Raw genomic sequence first — 15,395 nt, 5'->3', positions numbered from 1 at the left:
CTTTGCCTACCCTACTACTAACTGAGACGCGGGTTTCGCCAAACCTGCGTACCGTCGAGAAAAGTCATGGCCTCCAGCGTCGGCGCGGCGACATCGAAGTGAAAGCGCGCGGGCTTTTCGTTCAACAATAGCCATCCAGCAGACTTCATCAGATCGAGCAGATCGCCGTCGATCTTCCGTGAATGTGTCCCGACAACGATGTGCCGAACGCGACTATTCAAGCTGTCAATAGCCGCGCGACAGATGTCGACCTCGTGCCCCTGAATGTCGATATGGATCAGGTCCCAAACCGGCTCATTTTTCAGCAGACCATCAAAAGCCAGCATCTGGACCGTGACCATCTCAACGAAATCGCGTCCCATATAATCCGCGCCATCGGTCACAGGGCGGAGATTGTAGTGGCTGTTCGATGCGTCGTGACCGGGCTTCGGCCATGAGGCCGTGCCGTCCTCCACACCTACTGCGGCGCACAGGATGGAGTGCTCGGCCTGGTCGAAGCCATTGTCGGAAAAATGCTCGCGCATCAGGTCACAGTGCAACGCGTCGCCTTCGACCGCGTAGAGCTTGATATTCTTGATGCCCTTGAAGCGTGCCGCGACGCCGCCGGCGACGACCCACGGACCGAAACCGGCGCCGAGCTCCATCATCACGAACCGATCCCGCGCCGCGTCGACGGCCTTTAAGAGGCCAATCCATTCGACGGTCTCGGCGTGAAAATCACCGGGAATTGGCAATGGCAACCGATGGCCGTCGAAGATTTTCGCTGCTTCCCAAACCGCAGAGGTCCGCGTCCTGACACCGGCAAAATCGACGATGAAACCGGGCTCCGGGAGCACGGTTTCGTCGGTATACTTAGTCAGCAAAGACAGGTCGTCGGGCACGTAACCGCTGTAAGTCTGGAGATTTGAGGCCCATTCCGCCCTGCGAATGGCGTCGCCGTCGTCGAGAATTGGTGGGGGGAGCACCTCAGTGTCAGGCAGCCTGGCCAGCAGTGCATCCATATCAACCGCAGGCGCCACAGGCCGGCTTCCACGGATCGCCTTGCTGAGGATGCGCAAAGGCGCCGTGATCCGCCACGAAAGCGACTGTTCGAATTCATCTGCCCTGCGCCGCTCGGCCGCTAGAGCCGCTAGAATTCCAGCTTCCCGCTTCATGTGATGAGTCCCACTGTTCCGAGATCACCCTAGGGAAAGAAAAGATGCCACGCAACCTCCGAGGTCAATCCGATAAGGAAAGCCAGCTCGGGCGCGCCAAAGAGATCCTTGGCGCCCGCCCCATCGCAATAGCAAGCGTAGCCAGCCCGTAGGATGGGTTGAGCCCTTGCGAAACCCATCGAAGCCACCGCGCATGATGATGGGTTTCGCTACGCTCAACCCATCCTACACCCTGCCACCGCGGAAGCGTAGGGCGCGGCGGAAATCTCCCACGACACGACTTTCAAGTTCAAATTGCTCGGGTTCTCGGTCCTACTTGTGTAATGGCGACGCCGCTGATCGCCAGCAGGCCGCCGACAATCAACGTCGGGGTCACGCGCTCGCCAAGGAACAACACGCTCGAAATCAACGCGAACACGGGAAGCAGCAGACCAAAGGGGGCGACGCGGCCCATGGAGCATCGAGCAATCAGCCAGAACCAAAGTCCGAACCCAACTATTCCTCCGATGAAAACTGTGTAGGCGAGCGCCAGCCACCCTCGTTCATCCGCGGTGACAAGGCTCGCCAATTGTCCATGTTCAATGAGAAACGATATCAACATGACCTGCGGCACCGTGAGCAGCGACGACCACCCCATCAACATTAAGGGATCAAAGCGGCCGTAGCGTTTCGTCAAGATGTTGGACACCGCGAAAGCCAAGGCTGCTCCGACCACAAGCAGCAGCGGAAGCGTGTTTTCCGACATTTCACGCCCGGCCGCCAACACGACCACACCAACGAATGCAAGCAGCACGCCTGCGGACGCGGCGAGAGACGGTCTCTCCCCGAGTAGAGGCCATGCTAGAAGGACGGTGAAGGGCGTAGCAAGTTGATATGCAACGGCCGACATGCTTCCCGAGCCGAGCCCAAGGCCAACATAGAAGAGCCCGAAATTAAGTCCACCAAGGAAAACCGAAATAGCTGCGATGGGGCCGAGCTGTTGACGCGCGGGTCTTTTGACGAACGGAACAAGCAGCAGTGCGATGGCGAGAAAACGCAGCCCGAGGAAGAACAGAGGCGGAAACTCCGTGACCCCCACCTTGATGGCCACGAACTGATAACCCCAGAACAACGGAACGGCCACCGCGCAGACGATCTGGATGGCGGACATGACATTCTTCCTTTTACGACCGATTGGTCTAGATATGCACGCCGCAAATAGCAGAGGCGTCCATGGTTGCTTACTTAAGGAAGCGGTCGAGAAGAGCGTCAGCGGTGGCTTGCGATGTGATCCGAGCCGGCGCCGTTTTGCCGACCACTCGTAGCCCTTCGACGAAGCAGACGAGAATTCGGGCGGCACTTGCAGGCTCAACACCGTCGGCCAACTTCCCTGCCGTCTTCGCACGGGAAAGTCCATCCGCCAGCCTTGCCTCCATGGCTTTGAAGAAGCTCGCGACGCGACGACCAACTTCAGCATCCTGGCCGGCCAGTTCCATGGTTGTGGCCACCAGCAGGCATCCGCGCCGGCCGTTGGCACCGCTGGTGCGGTCAACATAGCCGGCAAGGTAGGCCCGCAGACCGTCGACCGGATCTTTGCGGGGGCCGAATTCGCTATCCATCCGTGTCAGGGCATCGGCAATGTAGCGATCGAGCGCACGCAAGAAGAGCGAGTGCTTGTCATCGAAAGCGGCGTAAAGGCTGCCACGCGAGAGCTTTGTCGCACGAAGAAGATCCGGTAGAGCGGTGCCGTGATAGCCGCGCGACCAGAACACACCCATGGCACGCTCAACAGCGGCTTCCGTGTCGAAACTACGTGGTCGGCCACGCGGCATTGGGGTTTGATGTACCATAGCGATATATATGGACCGTTCGGTCTTGAACTGCAAGATGCTGCTATGGGTCGTTTTCGATGATTTCAGCACGCCAGCGTGGGCAAAGGCGCATTAGCGCCGTGCCCACGCGCTGCGCATCAGTTAATTCAACGCCAGGGCGGTGGGCACGCTTCGCTTTGCCCGCCCTGCGCTGCACCGGCGCGGCTCGATTGCGGGCTCGCGGGCGACCCGCTCTCATTGCGGATCTGCCGCCCTCGCTGGCGCTCACTGCCGATCGGCATGATAGCTCGCTCAGGCGCCGAAACCACCGTCGATGGTGTGCATGGCCCCGGTGACGAAGCCGGCCTCCGGCCCCGCCAGCCAGGCCACCATGCCGGCGACCTCCTCGGGCCGGCCATGGCGCTTGATCGCCATGAAACCGTGCTGCAGATCCTTCATCGGCCCATCCTCGGGGTTGGCGTCGGTATCGATCGGCCCCGGCTGCACGATGTTGATGGTGATGCCGCGCGGTCCGAAGTCCCGCGCCAGCCCTCGCGCCAGTCCCTGGAGGGCGGATTTGCTCAACGCATAGGACGCCATGCCGGGGACCGGCATCCGGTCGCCATTGACCGAACCGATCACGATGATCCGCCCGCCCTGCGGCATCCGCCGCGCCGCCTCGACCGAGGCGTGATAGGGGGCGTGGACATTGACCCGAAACAGCCGGTCGATCGCGTCCGGGTCCTGCTCCAGCGCATCGCCGAAGATGGCGAAGCCGGAATTCACCACCAGCACGTCGAGCGGCCCGCTGTCGCGCACCCGGGCGATCACCGCATCGCGGTCGGCACTGTCGGTCTGGACCGCGGTGCTGCCGGATTCGGCCGCCAGCCGCTCCGCCGCCTCGCGCGATCCCGCATAGGTGAAAGTCACCGCCGCACCCTCCGCCGCGAAGCGACGCACGATCGCCGCCCCGATGCCGCGGCTGCCGCCGAGCACCAGAACGGATTTTCCTTGAAAAGCGGCCATCCGGCCCTCCTTGCGTTTAATGTAGTGCACGCTATACAATTACCCGAACGACGACGTCAAGGATTTATGTAACGATGGCTACAGAATCTCGTCCGCGCGGACGGCCGCGGGGCTTCGATCCCGAACAGGCGGTCGCCACCGCCCAGAAGCTGTTCCACGCGCGCGGCTACGACGCCGTCAGCGTCGCGGACGTCACCGCGGCGCTCGGCATCAACCCGCCCAGCTTCTACGCTGCCTTCGGCAACAAGGCCGGTCTCTACAGCCGCGTTCTCACCCGCTGGGCCGACACCGGGGCGATTCCGCTCGCCGACATCCTGCGGCCTGACCGTCCGGTGGCCGTATCCCTCGCAGCCCTGCTGGAGGAGGCCGCGCGCCGCTACGCGGCCGATCCCGCCACCGCCGGCTGCCTGGTGCTGGAAGGCACCCGTTGCAACGATGGCGAGGCGCGCGACGCGGCCCTCGCCTGCAGCCTCGCCGCGGAGGCTGTGATCCGTCACTACGTCGCCTGCCGCCATCCGGACGATGCAGAGCGTGTGACGAACTTCGTCAGCACCACGATGTGCGGGATGTCCGCCATGGCCCGCAGCGGGCACGATCAGGAGCAACTGCTGGCCACGGCCCGCCTCGCCGGCCTGGCACTGGCCCAGGCCCTGCCCGAGCAAAGCGCAACCGATCAGCCGTCGGATCGAACTGGCTGAGCAGGCGTAGCGTGGACAAAGGCGCGCTTGCGCCGGGCAGTTCTTTTCATCGCGATGCCGTGTTGCGGCTCTACGCTGCGCCGTCGCGGCAAGATTCCGGGTTCGCGCGCGGCTTCGTAGCGCCCGCCCCGGAATGACAGAAGCCCGCATGAGCGCAGCGATATGCGGGGATGGGGCGTGGCGATGTCCCGCATATCGCTGCGCTCTTGCGGGCTACGCTTGCTACACTTGCCCTACTCGCCGATGATCTTGATCAGCACGCGCTTGCGGCGGCCGCCGTCGAATTCGCCGTAGAAGATCTGCTCCCAGGGGCCGAAATCGAGCCGGCCTTCGGTGATGGCGACGACGACCTCGCGGCCCATGACCTGGCGCTTCATATGGGCGTCGGCATTGTCCTCGCCGGTGCGGTTGTGGCGATAGGACGCGACGGGTTCGTGCGGCGCGAGTTTTTCCAGCCACAAGTCGTAGTCGGCGTGCAGGCCGCTTTCGTCGTCATTGATGAACACCGACGCGGTGATGTGCATGGCGTTGACCAGCACCAGGCCTTCGCGCACCCCGCTGTCGCGCAGCGCGGCTTCGACCTCGCTTGTAATGTTGATGAAGGCGCGGCGGCCCGGGGTCTCGAACCACAGCTCCTTGCGCAACGACTTCATCGCACTCAGCGGCCGAGGAACAGGGTCGACTGGCCGGGCAGCAGCGGCGAATGGATGTCGCTGTCGATGCGGCCGGATTGGTACTGCGTGATCCCGGCCTCGAATGACAGGCTGACATTGGGCGCCGGCTGAATCACCACGCCGGCGCGGGCATTGTAGCCGGCCGGGATGCCGGAATCGGAACTGAACGGCGTCAGCGCGCCGATGGTCCCGGGGTCGTAGGTCAGTTTGTCGAAGCCGGTATAGAAGGTCATCGGCAGATCGCCGGCGCCCTTGTAATTATAGCCGACCAGCCCGCCCTGATAGGATAGCGAGCCGAAACCGCCATAGGCGCCGGTCTGGCCGAAGCCGTTCAGATCGATCGCGCCGGCGCGGTTGCGCACGAACAGGCCGGTGCGGAAATTGTCGCGCCAATCGCCGGCGCTACCGGCCTCGAATCCCGGAACGTTGCTGTAGCTGTCGGCAACGGTTTCGGTCGCGCCGCCGCCGAAGCCGAACGGCCCGCCCGGAACCCAGTAGCGCACCGGCTCGAGCTGCATCGCGCCGGCCGGTCCGGCCAGCGCCATCAGCGCGATGGCGACAGCGGTCTTGGTTGCGAAGATCATGCGAAAACCCGTCAGAACATTTCGCCGGATCATACAACCTGAAGCCCGCAAATTCCAGCGCCGCGGGCCGCCGGCCCGCGGCGGCAGAACGCATTGAGCAGCTTACGCCGCCAGCATGTCACTGAGATCGCGTTCCGGCGAGGTGATCAGCTTGAGGCCGAATTGCTGGTTGAGAATGCCAACCAGGTTCGGCGTCAGGAACCCGGGCGCGGTGGGGCCGACGCGGATGTCCTTGATGCCGAGCGCCAGCAGAGTCAGCAGGATGACGATGGCCTTCTGCTCGAACCAGGACAGCACCAGCGACAGCGGCAGCTCGTTGACGCCGCAGCCGAACGCCTCGGCCAGCGCCAGCGCCAGCGCCAGCTGGATCGCCGAATAGGCGTCGTTGCACTGGCCGACATCGAGCAGCCGCGGGATGCCATTGATGTCGCCGAATTCCAACGCGTTGAAGCGGAACTTGCCGCAGGCCAGCGTCAGGATCACGCTGTCCTGCGGCACCGACTGCGCCAGCTCGGTGTAGTAGGAGCGCTCGGCCTTATCGCCGTCGCAGCCTCCGATCAGGAAGAAGTGCTTGATGTTGCCGGCCTTGACCTGCTCGATCACCGCCGGCGCCGCCTGCATCAGCGCGTTGCGGGCAAAGCCGGTGTTGGTGAACAGCGGCGGCTCGTCCGCCGCGAAGCCGGGCATCGCCAGCGCCTGCTCGATCACCACGGCAAAATCGCTGCCTTCGAGATGCGCGACGCCGGGCCAGCCGACGATCGAGCGGGTGTAGATGCGCCCGGCATAATGGCCGATCGTGGGATCGATCAGGCAGTTCGAGGTCATCACGATCGGGCCGGGAAACGCCGCGAATTCGCTCTGCTGATTCTGCCAGGCGGTGCCGTAATTGCCGACCAGATGCGGATAGGCCTTCAGCGCCGGATAGGCATGGGCGGGCAGCATCTCGCCATTGGTATAGACGTTGATGCCGCGGCCCTGGGTCTGCTGCAGGATCAGTTCGAGATCGTGCATGTCGTGGCCGGACACCAGAATGGCCTTGCCCTTGACCGGGCGCATATTGACGCAGGTCGGTTCGGGATGGCCGAAGGTCTGCGTGCCGCCCTCGTCGAGCATCGCCATGATACGGTAGTTGAGATGGCCGATATCCATCGCGCAGGTGAACAACGCGTCGATATCGCCGGGGTCCTCGCCGAGGAACGCCATCAAGTCATGGAAGCGCGCATAGACCTCGACATCGGTCTGGCCGAGCACGCGGGCGTGCTCCAGATAGGCGGCGGCGCCCTTGAGGCCATAGAGGCAGAGCAGCCGCAGCCCCAGCGCGTCCTCGCCGATCGAAGCCTTGTCGGCGTTCAGCGCCATGCTGCCGGCCTGCGCCAGCAGCGCCGCGCGATCCTGCGGCAAGTGATACTCCGCGGCCTTGGGCAGCGTCAGCGGCACCAGCTCCCGCTCGGCACAGGCGGCGAGATAGCGCGTCTTCAACTGATCGCGAAAGGCTTCGGCGCGATTGCTGAAATCGATGATGCGCGCGGCATCGAAATTGACATTGGTCAGCGTGGCGAAAAAGCCCTGCGGTACATAGGCGTCGATCTCGGCATCGACAATGCCGACGCTGCGCGCCGCCTTGGCGTAGATCGAAACCGACTGCAGCAGCCGCACCAGCATGTCCTGCAGATCGGAGATTTCGGCGGTCTTGCCGCACATGCCGCGGGCAAAGCAGCCATTGCCGCGCGCCGACGATGAGCGAAGCGTTTGTTCACATTGGATACAGAACATCGGGCATTCCAGTCATGGGATGATGGCGACAGACCAGCAGTGGCGCCGCAGGGCGCGCGCGGCCATGTCTGATGCGCGTTGGGTCGCGGCATCGGGCTTAACGATGCCGGCAGCGCCGCTCTTTGTGCTGGAGCAAGCTCAATGCACGGAGTCCGCCGCGGCGACGGCCCTTGCGGCGAGATTCCGGGTTCGCGCGCAGCGGTGCTGCGCACGCCCCGGAATGACGCAGGCAATTGGCAGCGACCGTCATTTGACAGAGGCCGCGAGACTCAGCTCTCGGCGCGGCCTAGCTTTTGGCGGCGCGCAGCTTGGCCCAGTAATCGAGCCGCTTGCGGATCTCGCGTTCGAAGCCGCGGTCCGGCGGGTCGTAAAAAGTCTGGCGGCCGAGCGCGTCGGGGAAGTAGTCCTGGCCGGAAAAGCCTTCCGGAGTGTCGTGGTCATATTGATAGCCGCCGCCATAGCCTTCGGATTTCATCAGGCTGGTCGGCGAATTGAGAATATGCTTGGGCGGCAGCAGCGAGCCGCCCTCCTTGGCGGCGCGCATCGCAGCCTTATAGGCGGTGTAGACCGCGTTGGATTTCGGCGCGGTGGCGAGATAGACGACCGCCTGGGCGATCGCCAATTCGCCTTCGGGACTGCCCAGAAAATCATAGGCGTCCTTCGCGGCGTTGCAGATCACCAGCGCCTGCGGATCGGCGAGGCCAATATCCTCGACCGCCATCCGCACCACGCGCCGCGCCAGGAACAGCGGGTCCTCGCCGGCGTCCAGCATCCGGCACAGATAGTACAGAGCCGCGTCGGGATCGGAGCCGCGCACCGATTTATGCAGCGCCGAGATCAGATTGTAATGGCCGTCGGCGGATTTGTCGTAGATCGGGGCGCGGCGCTGCAAAATCTCCTGCAGCTGCGCGGCGTCGAACACTTCGTCCTCGCGCGCGGCGCGCCAGACTTCCTCGGCCAGCGTCAGCGCGGCGCGGCCGTCGCCATCCGCCATCCGCACCAGCACGGCGCGGGCCTCGGCATCGAGCGGCAGCGCCCTGCCCTCCACGGCCTCGGCATTGGCGAATAGTTTTTCCACCGCGGCGGCATCGAGCGAGTGAAACACCAGCACGCGCGCGCGAGACAGCAGCGCCGCGTTGAGTTCGAACGACGGGTTCTCGGTGGTGGCGCCGACCAGCACCACGGTGCCGTCTTCCATCACCGGCAGAAAGGAATCCTGTTGCGCGCGGTTGAAGCGATGCACCTCGTCGACGAATAGCAGCGTGCCCTTGCCGAGCTCGCGGCGGGCGCGGGCGGCCTCGAACACTTTCTTCAGATCGGCGACGCCGGAAAACACCGCGGAGATCTGCTCGAAATGCAGTTCGGTGGCGTCGGCCAGCAGCCGCGCGACCGTGGTCTTGCCGGTGCCGGGCGGCCCCCAGAACACCAGCGAGCCCAGCGTGCGGGTCGCCAGCATCCGGCTCAACGCGCCGTCGGGGCCGAGGATGTGATCCTGGCCAACCACGTCGCTGAGCGCGCGCGGCCGCAGCCGGTCCGGCAGCGGATGCGGCGCCTCGCGCTCGAGGCCGGCGGCGGCGAACAGGTTGGCGGATGGGGTCTTCGGGCTCATGTGCGTGCACTCGCCTTTCCGACGACCGAGCGATCGCGATCAAGCAACTGCACCGGCCGCCTGTCCCATCCCTCCCCCTTGTGGGGAGGGTGGACGGCCGCAGGCCGGCCGGGTGGGGGTGACGCGAGCACTGCGGGCGTGGCTCCCCCCACCCGACCCGGCTTCGCTACGCTTCGCCGGGCCACCCTCCCCGCAAGGGGGAGGGAGAAGAGCGGCGGCGCCTGCAATGCGTTGGCCGTCATCCGCCGAGCGTGACGTTGATCTGCTGGCCGTGGCGGACCAGGGTAATCCGCCAGAGCCGCTGCGGCCGGCTGGCGATGCGGGCCAGATCGCTGGTCTTGGCGATCTTGGTGTTGTTGACCGCCAGGATGATATCGCCCTTCTGGAAACCGACGCTGGCGGCGGCGGCGTCATCGGCGAGCTCGGTGACGACCACGCCCTCGACGCTGGGATCGAGCCGCAATTCGTCGGCCAGCGCCGGCGAGATATTGGCGACCCGGGCACCCTGGAACGGCGAGCGCTCGGTGATCACGATCTCGTCGCGATCGGTGTCCGGTGCGATCTCCAGCGGGATCTTGAGCTTGAGCGGCCGGCCGGCGCGCATCACTTCGACCTCGGCGGTGCTGCCGATCGGCCTGGTGACAAAGCGATAGTCGAAGGCATTGGGATCATCGACCGCAAAGCCGTCGATCGACACGATGAGGTCGCTCAATTTCAGCCCGGCGCGGGCCGACGGGCTGCCGGCACTGACGCTGGCGACCAGCGCGCCGCTCGGCCGTTTCAGCCCCAGCGTCTCGGCGATCTCCGGCGTCACCGCCTGCAGCCGCGCGCCGAGCCATGGCCGCTTCACCGCCTTGCCGCCATTCTTGGCCGAGGCCACCACGACGCGCACCATGTTGGCGGGGATCGCAAAGCCGATGCCCTGCGAGCCGCCGGAGCGCGAGAAAATCGCGGTGTTGATGCCGACCAGCTTGCCGTTCATGTCGACCAGCGCGCCGCCGGAATTGCCCGGATTGATCGCAGCGTCAGTCTGGATGAAGAACTGATAGTCGGTGATGCCGACCTGGGTGCGCGCCAGCGCCGAGATGATGCCGTGGGTCACGGTCTGGCCGACGCCGAACGGATTGCCGATCGCCAGCACCACATCGCCGACCAAGAGGTCGTCGGAATTGGCGAAATCCAGCGTCGGGAATTTCTCCTTGGTGTCCTTCAGCCGCAGGATCGCCAGATCGGTGCGGCTGTCCTTGAGCACGATCTCGGCCTCGAATTCGCGCTTGTCCGACAGCGACACCTTGACCTGGTCGGCGCCCTCGATGACGTGGTTGTTGGTGACGACGAGGCCCGAGGCATCGACCATCACGCCGGAGCCGAGCGAGCGCTGCATCTGTTCCGGCTGCTGCCCCGGTACGCCGAAGAAGCGGCGGAAGATCGGATCCTCGAGCAGCGGATTGCGGTTCTGGATGATCTTGGCGGCGTAGACATTGACCACCGCCGGCTGCACCCGCTGCACGATCGGCGCATAGGACAGCCGCAGCTCGGCCTGCGACGCCGGCACCCGGCGCTCCTGCGCCAGCGCGGGAACCGAGATCGCCAGCGAGAGCAGGACGGCCGAAACGATGCGAGCAGCTGACATGAGGCGATGATTCCGCTGGGTTGATTTGACCCGATATATAGGCCCCTCGCCGCGCAAATAGAAGTCGCGGCGGCCGCCGGATCGCCTCCGCGGGGCCAACCAAGCCCGGCGCCAGCGGATCAATCCTGCGTGGTCGCGCCATTCCGCGCGCTGCAACGCTTGCAATTCGGGCCTGAGCTGTCAGCTAGGACGGAACGCCGGCGGATTGCCGGACCAATGAGGAGAACTGCGCGCATGAAGGCCGTTGGCTACCAGAAATCGCTTCCGATCGACGCCCCCGATGCATTGATCGATGTCGATGCCCCCAAGCCGGAGCCGAAGCCGCGCGATCTGCGCGTCGCCGTCAAGGCGGTGTCGGTCAATCCGGTGGATTTCAAGGTCCGCAACCGCGCCGCGCCGCCCGCGGGCCAGACCAAGATTCTCGGCTACGACGCCGCCGGCATCGTCGAGGCGGTGGGGTCCGAAGTGACGCTATTCCGGCCCGGCGACGAGGTGTTCTACGCCGGCTCGGTGCTGCGCCAGGGCACCAATTCGGAGTTTCATCTGGTTGATGAGCGCATCGTCGGACGCAAGCCTGAGACGCTGTCCTTCGCCCAGGCCGCCGCGCTGCCGCTGACCTCGATCACCGCCTGGGAACTGCTGTTCGACCGGCTCGGCGTCGCGCCCGGCAAGAGTTTCGATCCGCGCACGCTGCTGATCGTCGGCGGCGCCGGCGGTGTCGGCTCGATCCTGATCCAGCTGGCACGCCGGCTGACCGGGCTCAGCATCGTCGCCACCGCGTCGCGGCCGCAGACCACCAAATGGTGCCTCGAGCTCGGCGCCCATGCGGTGATCGATCACAGCCAGCCGATGCAGCCGCAGATCGAGGCGCTGAAGCTGCCGCCGGTGGCGCTGGTCGCCAGCCTCACCGGCACCGAGCAGCATTTTCCGGCGCTGGTGGAGATTCTGGCGCCGCAGGGCAAGATCGCGCTGATCGATGATCCCTCCACGCTGAATGCGATGCCCCTGAAGGCGAAGTCGGCGTCGCTGCACTGGGAGGCGATGTTCGCCCGCAGCTCCTACGAGACCGCCGACATGATCGCGCAGCATCATCTGTTGAACGACGTCGCCGATCTGATCGACAAGGGCGTCTTGCGCACCACGCTGGAGCAGACTTTCGGCACCATCAACGCGGCGAACCTGAAGAAAGCCCACGCGCTGCTGGAGAGCGGAAAGTCGGTCGGCAAGATCGTGCTGGAAGGCTGGGACTGAACGAGCGTCCTGGCCGCCGCTTCCCCCACCCCCGCTCTCCCCCGCTTGCGAGGGAGGGATGGGGGCGCCGCGGACGGTGAGTGGACTACGCAATCGTCTGGATCAGCCCGCCCTCGACGCGCAGCGCGGCGCCGTTGGTGGCGGAGGCCTCTTTCGAGCTGACATAGACCACCATATTGGCGACCTCCTCGACGCTGGCGAAGCGCTGGATCAGCGAGCCCGGCCGGTGCTGCTTGATAAAATTCGCCGCGGCCTCCTGTTCGGACTGGCCGTTCTGCTTGGCCAGATCGGCCACGAAAGTCTCGACGCCCTCCGACATCGTCGGGCCCGGCAGCACGGCATTCACCGTCACCGCGGTGCCGCGGGTCATTTCTGCCAGGCCGCGCGACACCGCCAGCTGCGCGGTTTTGGTCATGCCGTAATGGATCATTTCCTTTGGAATCATGATCGCGGATTCCGAGGCGATGAAAACGATGCGGCCCCAATTGCGCGCCAGCATCGCCGGCATGAAGGCCCGCGACAGCCGGATGCCGCTCATCACATTGACGTCGAAGAACCGGGTCCAGTCCTCGTCCGGGATGTCGAAAAACGGCTTGGGTTCGAAAATGCCGGTGTTGTTGATCAGGATATCGACGTCGGGAAATGCCGTGACCACGGCGTCGCAGCCGTCGGCGGTGGAGACGTCGGCGGCCACGCCGATGATCTTGCGGCCGGGCGCCGATTTGGCGATCGCCGCGACGGCGTGATCAACCCGGTCCTGGCTGCGGCCATTGACGACGATATCGGCGCCGGCGCCGGCGAGCCCGAGCGCAATGGCGTGGCCGATCCCGGAGGTGGATCCGGTAACCAGCGCGGTCTTTCCAGACAGGTCGATTTTCATGGGCGATCTCCAATGCGGATGGAGCAGATATCGTGCGCCTTTGGCGCATCGCAATCCCGCCACAGGCTTTCCCGCGCGCCCAATAAAAAAGCGGCGCTTGGGGCGCCGCTTTTTCGGAAAATTCGATCGCCGAAGGCTTAGGCCGTCGCGGCGCTGCCCTGGGCCGGGCCGGAATCGAGGCCCTTGGCGTCGACGTCGCGGTCGACGAATTCGATCACCGCCATCGGGGCGTTGTCGCCGTAGCGGAAGCCGGCCTTGATGATGCGGGTGTAGCCGCCCTGGCGATCGGCATAGCGCTTGGCGATGACGTCGAACAGTTTGCGGACCTGATCCTGATCCTTCATTTCGCTGATCGCCTGGCGGCGCAGATGCAGCCCGCCCTTCTTGCCGAGCGTGACCAGCTTCTCCACGATCGGGCGGAGCTCCTTGGCCTTCGGCAGCGTGGTGACGATCTGCTCGTGCTTGATCAGCGACGCGCACATATTGGCAAACATCGCCTTGCGATGCTCGGCGGTGCGGTTGAGTTTCCGATGAACCTTGCCGTGACGCATGATATTGTCTCGCTTCAGTTGGTCCCGACGGTTCGTCGGACATGTTTCAGGTGGGCTGCCTGCGTTCGCCCAATCGTTGCTTATTCCCTCTCCTCTGGGGAGAAGGTTTGGGTCTCTTCATGCAAGCAGGAAGAGCCCCCTCACCCGACCGCTGCGCGGCCGACCTCTCCCCGCAGGGGAGAGGTGAAGAGCCTCGCTTAGTAGTGATCCTCGAAGCGCTTGGCGAGCTCGTCGATGTTTTCCGGCGGCCAGCCCGGCACTTCCATGCCGAGATGCAGACCCATCTGGGCCAGCACTTCCTTGATCTCGTTGAGCGACTTGCGGCCGAAATTCGGGGTCCGCAGCATTTCGGCTTCCGACTTCTGCACCAGATCGCCGATATAGACGATGTTGTCGTTCTTCAGGCAGTTCGCCGAACGCACCGACAGCTCCAACTCGTCGACCTTCTTGAGGAAGGCGGGGTTGAAGGCGAGATCCGGAATGATCTCCTGGGTGACTTCCTTGCGCGGCTCTTCGAAGTTGACGAAGACGTTGAGCTGATCCTGCAGGATGCGCGCCGCATAGGCGACCGCGTCGTCCGGCGTGATGCCGCCATTGGTCTCGATCGCCATGGTCAGCTTGTCGTAATCGAGGATCTGACCCTCGCGGGTGTTCTCGACCTTGTAGGAGACCTTGCGAACCGGGGAGAACAGGCTGTCGACCGGGATCAGCCCGATCGGCGCGTCCTCGGGACGGTTGCGGTCGGCGGCGACATAGCCCTTGCCGGACGCGACGGTGAATTCCATGCGGATCTCGGCGCCCTCGTCGAGCGTGCAGAGCTGCAGGTCGGGATTGAGCACCACGACATCGCCGACGGTCTGGATGTCACCGGCGGTGACGGCGCCCGGACCGGACTTCTTCACGACCATGCGCTTGGGGCCTTCGCCCTGCATCTTGATCGAGATGTCCTTGATGTTCAGCACGATGTCGGTGACGTCTTCGCGCACGCCGGCGATCGAGGAGAACTCGTGCAGCACGCCGTCGATCTGCACCGACTGCACCGCAGCCCCCTGCAGCGACGACAGCAGCACGCGCCGCAGCGCGTTGCCGAGCGTCTGTCCGAAGCCGCGTTCGAGCGGCTCGGCGACCAGGGTCGCAAAGCGGGTCGGATCGCTACCCGGCGTCACCACAAGCTTGTTCGGTCGAATGAGCTCTTGCCAATTCTTCTGGATCGTCACTGTTTCACCCATGCCAATCAAAATCTCTGGCTTTGGAGATCGCGGAGCAGTCCGCGCGATAACATCGAAAAAAGCCGCCGGCAGCCGGGCTGCCAGCGGGCCAAATATCAGACGCGCCGACGCTTGCGCGGGCGGCAGCCATTATGCGGGATCGTGGTGACATCGCGAATCGAGGTCACCGTGAAGCCCGAAGCCTGCAGAGCGCGCAGCGCCGATTCGCGGCCCGAACCCGGACCGGCGACTTCGACTTCCAGGGTGCGCATGCCGTGCTCTTGCGCCTTCTTGGAGACGTCTTCGGCGGCAACCTGCGCCGCATAGGGGGTCGATTTGCGCGAACCCTTGAAACCCATCGTGCCGGCCGACGACCACGCAATGGCATTGCCCTGCGCGTCGGTGATGGTGATGGTCGTGTTGTTGAACGACGAATTCACATGCGCAATGCCGGACGCGATGTTCTTGCGTTCGCGGCGACGGATGCGGGCGGCTTCCTTGGCCATCTCAAAACCTTTCCTGTGATCTCAACGCCGCCGTAATGCCAGCGGCTACACCAAAATG

At 64.5% G+C, this 15,395-nt stretch carries 15 protein-coding genes; 2 read left to right on the top strand and 13 right to left on the bottom strand.

The window, feature by feature from the left end; translation table 11 throughout:
• Nucleotides 1–17 precede the first annotated feature (17 nt).
• From RBJ75_RS03275 to bdcA, 4 genes are all read right to left on the bottom strand, one after another.
• The gene (locus tag RBJ75_RS03275; protein ID WP_044410136.1) at nucleotides 18–1,154 is read right to left on the bottom strand and encodes an FkbM family methyltransferase; all 1,137 of its coding nucleotides are present in this window, start codon (nucleotides 1,152–1,154) and stop codon (nucleotides 18–20) included.
• Between the two features lie 289 nt (nucleotides 1,155–1,443).
• Nucleotides 1,444–2,304, bottom strand: coding sequence for a DMT family transporter (locus RBJ75_RS03270; protein ID WP_044410133.1), 861 nt, complete (start codon nucleotides 2,302–2,304; stop codon nucleotides 1,444–1,446).
• Between the two features lie 70 nt (nucleotides 2,305–2,374).
• Nucleotides 2,375–2,983 carry a TetR/AcrR family transcriptional regulator gene (locus RBJ75_RS03265; RefSeq protein WP_044410138.1) on the bottom strand — a complete coding sequence of 203 codons (609 nt, stop codon included), beginning with the start codon at nucleotides 2,981–2,983 and terminating at the stop codon, nucleotides 2,375–2,377.
• A 273-nt stretch (nucleotides 2,984–3,256) separates the two neighbouring features.
• On the bottom strand, nucleotides 3,257–3,970 hold the full coding sequence (gene bdcA / locus RBJ75_RS03260; RefSeq protein WP_044410130.1) for an SDR family oxidoreductase: 714 nt from the start codon (nucleotides 3,968–3,970) through the stop codon (nucleotides 3,257–3,259).
• 74 nt (nucleotides 3,971–4,044) lie between these two features.
• Between bdcA and RBJ75_RS03255 the strand changes: the two genes are divergently transcribed.
• A complete protein-coding gene (locus tag RBJ75_RS03255) occupies nucleotides 4,045–4,668 on the top strand; it encodes a TetR/AcrR family transcriptional regulator (RefSeq protein ID WP_044410127.1) in 624 nt (207 codons plus the stop codon).
• Nucleotides 4,669–4,901: 233 nt separating this feature from the next.
• On the opposite strand, the gene RBJ75_RS03250 is transcribed toward RBJ75_RS03255, so the two are convergent.
• From RBJ75_RS03250 to RBJ75_RS03230, 5 genes are all read right to left on the bottom strand, one after another.
• On the bottom strand, nucleotides 4,902–5,321 hold the full coding sequence (locus RBJ75_RS03250) for a secondary thiamine-phosphate synthase enzyme YjbQ (protein ID WP_044410125.1): 420 nt from the start codon (nucleotides 5,319–5,321) through the stop codon (nucleotides 4,902–4,904).
• A gap of 5 nt (nucleotides 5,322–5,326) precedes the next feature.
• Nucleotides 5,327–5,926: a hypothetical protein gene (locus tag RBJ75_RS03245; protein WP_234707391.1), complete on the bottom strand. Its 600-nt coding sequence runs from the start codon at nucleotides 5,924–5,926 to the stop codon at nucleotides 5,327–5,329.
• A 102-nt stretch (nucleotides 5,927–6,028) separates the two neighbouring features.
• On the bottom strand, nucleotides 6,029–7,699 hold the full coding sequence (gene hcp, locus RBJ75_RS03240) for a hydroxylamine reductase (RefSeq protein WP_044410120.1): 1,671 nt from the start codon (nucleotides 7,697–7,699) through the stop codon (nucleotides 6,029–6,031).
• Nucleotides 7,700–7,985: 286 nt separating this feature from the next.
• Nucleotides 7,986–9,308 carry a replication-associated recombination protein A gene (locus RBJ75_RS03235; protein WP_044410117.1) on the bottom strand — a complete coding sequence of 441 codons (1,323 nt, stop codon included), beginning with the start codon at nucleotides 9,306–9,308 and terminating at the stop codon, nucleotides 7,986–7,988.
• A gap of 238 nt (nucleotides 9,309–9,546) precedes the next feature.
• The gene (locus tag RBJ75_RS03230) at nucleotides 9,547–10,941 is read right to left on the bottom strand and encodes a DegQ family serine endoprotease (protein ID WP_044419019.1); all 1,395 of its coding nucleotides are present in this window, start codon (nucleotides 10,939–10,941) and stop codon (nucleotides 9,547–9,549) included.
• A 234-nt stretch (nucleotides 10,942–11,175) separates the two neighbouring features.
• Between RBJ75_RS03230 and RBJ75_RS03225 the strand changes: the two genes are divergently transcribed.
• Nucleotides 11,176–12,192 carry a zinc-binding alcohol dehydrogenase family protein gene (locus RBJ75_RS03225; protein ID WP_044419017.1) on the top strand — a complete coding sequence of 339 codons (1,017 nt, stop codon included), beginning with the start codon at nucleotides 11,176–11,178 and terminating at the stop codon, nucleotides 12,190–12,192.
• A gap of 85 nt (nucleotides 12,193–12,277) precedes the next feature.
• On the opposite strand, the gene RBJ75_RS03220 is transcribed toward RBJ75_RS03225, so the two are convergent.
• From RBJ75_RS03220 to rpsK, 4 genes are all read right to left on the bottom strand, one after another.
• Nucleotides 12,278–13,072, bottom strand: a complete 795-nt coding sequence (locus tag RBJ75_RS03220; RefSeq protein WP_044419015.1) for an SDR family NAD(P)-dependent oxidoreductase — start codon at nucleotides 13,070–13,072, stop codon at nucleotides 12,278–12,280.
• 137 nt (nucleotides 13,073–13,209) lie between these two features.
• On the bottom strand, nucleotides 13,210–13,623 hold the full coding sequence (gene rplQ / locus RBJ75_RS03215; RefSeq protein WP_044419013.1) for a 50S ribosomal protein L17: 414 nt from the start codon (nucleotides 13,621–13,623) through the stop codon (nucleotides 13,210–13,212).
• A 197-nt stretch (nucleotides 13,624–13,820) separates the two neighbouring features.
• On the bottom strand, nucleotides 13,821–14,852 hold the full coding sequence (locus RBJ75_RS03210; protein ID WP_276156536.1) for a DNA-directed RNA polymerase subunit alpha: 1,032 nt from the start codon (nucleotides 14,850–14,852) through the stop codon (nucleotides 13,821–13,823).
• 95 nt (nucleotides 14,853–14,947) lie between these two features.
• Nucleotides 14,948–15,337 (bottom strand): 30S ribosomal protein S11, encoded by a 390-nt coding sequence (rpsK, locus tag RBJ75_RS03205; RefSeq protein ID WP_044416648.1) that lies wholly within the window; start codon nucleotides 15,335–15,337, stop codon nucleotides 14,948–14,950.
• Nucleotides 15,338–15,395: the final 58 nt, after the last annotated feature.

This window comes from Rhodopseudomonas sp. BAL398 (assembly GCF_033001325.1).
GTDB lineage: Bacteria > Pseudomonadota > Alphaproteobacteria > Rhizobiales > Xanthobacteraceae > JARJEH01.
The sequence above is the reverse complement of the archived record's forward strand: the minus strand, read 5'-3'. Positions and strand labels throughout refer to the sequence as shown.

What these genes read in the sequence shown, in the direction of transcription:
- hcp (WP_044410120.1), bottom strand. Translation starts at nt 7,699, where the DNA reads ATGTTCTGTATCCAATGTGAACAAACGCTTCGCTCATCGTCGGCGCGC.
- rplQ (WP_044419013.1), bottom strand. Translation starts at nt 13,623, where the DNA reads ATGCGTCACGGCAAGGTTCATCGGAAACTCAACCGCACCGCCGAGCAT.
- RBJ75_RS03225 (WP_044419017.1), top strand. Translation starts at nt 11,176, where the DNA reads ATGAAGGCCGTTGGCTACCAGAAATCGCTTCCGATCGACGCCCCCGAT.
- RBJ75_RS03235 (WP_044410117.1), bottom strand. Translation starts at nt 9,308, where the DNA reads ATGAGCCCGAAGACCCCATCCGCCAACCTGTTCGCCGCCGCCGGCCTC.
- bdcA (WP_044410130.1), bottom strand. Translation starts at nt 3,970, where the DNA reads ATGGCCGCTTTTCAAGGAAAATCCGTTCTGGTGCTCGGCGGCAGCCGC.
- RBJ75_RS03275 (WP_044410136.1), bottom strand. Translation starts at nt 1,154, where the DNA reads ATGAAGCGGGAAGCTGGAATTCTAGCGGCTCTAGCGGCCGAGCGGCGC.
- RBJ75_RS03210 (WP_276156536.1), bottom strand. Translation starts at nt 14,852, where the DNA reads ATGGGTGAAACAGTGACGATCCAGAAGAATTGGCAAGAGCTCATTCGA.
- RBJ75_RS03220 (WP_044419015.1), bottom strand. Translation starts at nt 13,072, where the DNA reads ATGAAAATCGACCTGTCTGGAAAGACCGCGCTGGTTACCGGATCCACC.
- RBJ75_RS03255 (WP_044410127.1), top strand. Translation starts at nt 4,045, where the DNA reads ATGGCTACAGAATCTCGTCCGCGCGGACGGCCGCGGGGCTTCGATCCC.
- RBJ75_RS03230 (WP_044419019.1), bottom strand. Translation starts at nt 10,941, where the DNA reads ATGTCAGCTGCTCGCATCGTTTCGGCCGTCCTGCTCTCGCTGGCGATC.
- RBJ75_RS03245 (WP_234707391.1), bottom strand. Translation starts at nt 5,926, where the DNA reads ATGATCTTCGCAACCAAGACCGCTGTCGCCATCGCGCTGATGGCGCTG.
- RBJ75_RS03250 (WP_044410125.1), bottom strand. Translation starts at nt 5,321, where the DNA reads ATGAAGTCGTTGCGCAAGGAGCTGTGGTTCGAGACCCCGGGCCGCCGC.
- RBJ75_RS03265 (WP_044410138.1), bottom strand. Translation starts at nt 2,983, where the DNA reads ATGGTACATCAAACCCCAATGCCGCGTGGCCGACCACGTAGTTTCGAC.
- rpsK (WP_044416648.1), bottom strand. Translation starts at nt 15,337, where the DNA reads ATGGCCAAGGAAGCCGCCCGCATCCGTCGCCGCGAACGCAAGAACATC.
- RBJ75_RS03270 (WP_044410133.1), bottom strand. Translation starts at nt 2,304, where the DNA reads ATGTCCGCCATCCAGATCGTCTGCGCGGTGGCCGTTCCGTTGTTCTGG.